Below are 1,565 nucleotides of genomic sequence, written 5' to 3' on the forward strand. Positions count from 1 at the left end.
ATAATTTTGATGGGCAAAAATTGCTATTAACTACCCGGAGGGGGAATTACAGGAATTTCGATCCCGTCCGGCGCTAAGGGGGGAGGTGTGGGAGTTAGTCTTGGCTGGTAAACAGGTTCAGGTGTACTAACTAAGGGAATATTTTCCAGCACGGGAAGACGGGGAGTGATGGGTTGGGAAAACATCGCTTGAATTGCCGCTTTTCTGGTTTCTTGAGGTTCCAAAGCTTGCTGCCAGAGACTTTCATAAAAGAAGAAAATCACCCCTAAACCCCGTTGACGAGCAGCCAATACCTTTTCTTCAATAAAGGGTAGGGCAATCGGTCGATTGCGTAAACCGGTTAAAACTCCCACACCGGTGGGGATAGTTTGCTGGGTTTCCTGAATTTCGGGACGCTCTATTTGCTTGAGAAAACTGGGCAGATCGGGACGATAAACCTGTACAATTAACTCGTCGACTAATCCTTGCCGCACCCAACCGAGCCAATCCTGTAAATGACCATTATAGGCGAATTCGTAGGGATTAGGGGCGATCGAAAGCAGTATATTCGGTTTAACTGCCTGAATTGATTCTTTGAGATTAGCCAGAAAAGCGGTGATTTTATCGGCCCGCCATTTTGTCCATTCGGGATCCCGGGGGTTAGCCGGAGGTGTTTTTTCCGTTTCCTGTTGATAAAGAGCGATAGTATAGGGATCATAGCCGAATTCATTCGGTAAACTCAGATGATCGTCGAATTGGATGCCGTTAATATCGTATTGTCCCACCACTTCCAAGACTAATTCCCGCAGAAAATTCTGCACCTCGGGACGGAAAGGATTCAACCACACCACCTCACCGGCTGCTCCTACCCAAGTGGTCCCCCCGTCGCGTTTTTGGGTTAACCAGTCCTGATGTTTTAAGGCTAATTCCGAGGTGGGAGGGGCCATAAATCCGAATTCAAACCAAGGAATGACCAATAATCCACTGCCACGGGTTTGTTCCACCAATTCTGCCAAGATATCTTGTCCCTGCGCTCCCGTAGGCACAAAAGGCTGTATTCCTTCCCGTTGGGCGATCGCACTGGGATAGAGAGCATAACCGGAATTCCAGACCACGGGATAGATAGCATTAAAATTAAGATTAACTAATTGCTCGATCGCCTGTTGTCGTTTATCCCTGTCCATCAGCATCGCAGTATCGTTGGTGGTGATCCAAACACCGCGGATATCAGGATCTCGACTTTGAGAGAAAGCGGCAGAAAAATAGCCTAATAGTAGGACTATGAGAAAAGATACTAAGAATAGTAGTATAGGGAACTTTTTAAGAATTTGCCGCCAAACGCTAGTCGGAATTAGAAAAGTCATTTCTTTAAGGTGAAGATTAACGGTTTTAACTGGTTATAATACCAGCTTTGCTCAACTCTTTGAGGCTAGATTGACCCAAAATAAGTAGGTAGGCACAATTATTTGTAGGATGGGTTAGCGGTAGCGTAACCCATGCGGGCGTTGGGTTTCATGCTTCAACCCAACCTACGTTCATTTTATATTTAATTCCACCCACCTACTTATATATTTACCTATTTCTTC

General features: G+C 45.7%; 1 protein-coding gene. It reads right to left on the reverse strand.

The annotated features are described in order from the left end of the window. Positions 1–26 precede the first annotated feature (26 nt). Positions 27–1,343, reverse strand: a complete 1,317-nt coding sequence (locus PX482_RS06250) for a family 10 glycosylhydrolase (protein ID WP_288122197.1) — start codon at positions 1,341–1,343, stop codon at positions 27–29. Positions 1,344–1,565 lie beyond the last annotated feature (222 nt).

This window comes from Microcystis sp. M53602_WE12, assembly GCF_030065455.1.
In the GTDB taxonomy this organism is placed as follows: Bacteria; Cyanobacteriota; Cyanobacteriia; order Cyanobacteriales; family Microcystaceae; genus Microcystis; species Microcystis aeruginosa.

What these genes read in the sequence shown, in the direction of transcription:
- PX482_RS06250 (WP_288122197.1), bottom strand. Translation starts at nt 1,343, where the DNA reads ATGACTTTTCTAATTCCGACTAGCGTTTGGCGGCAAATTCTTAAAAAG.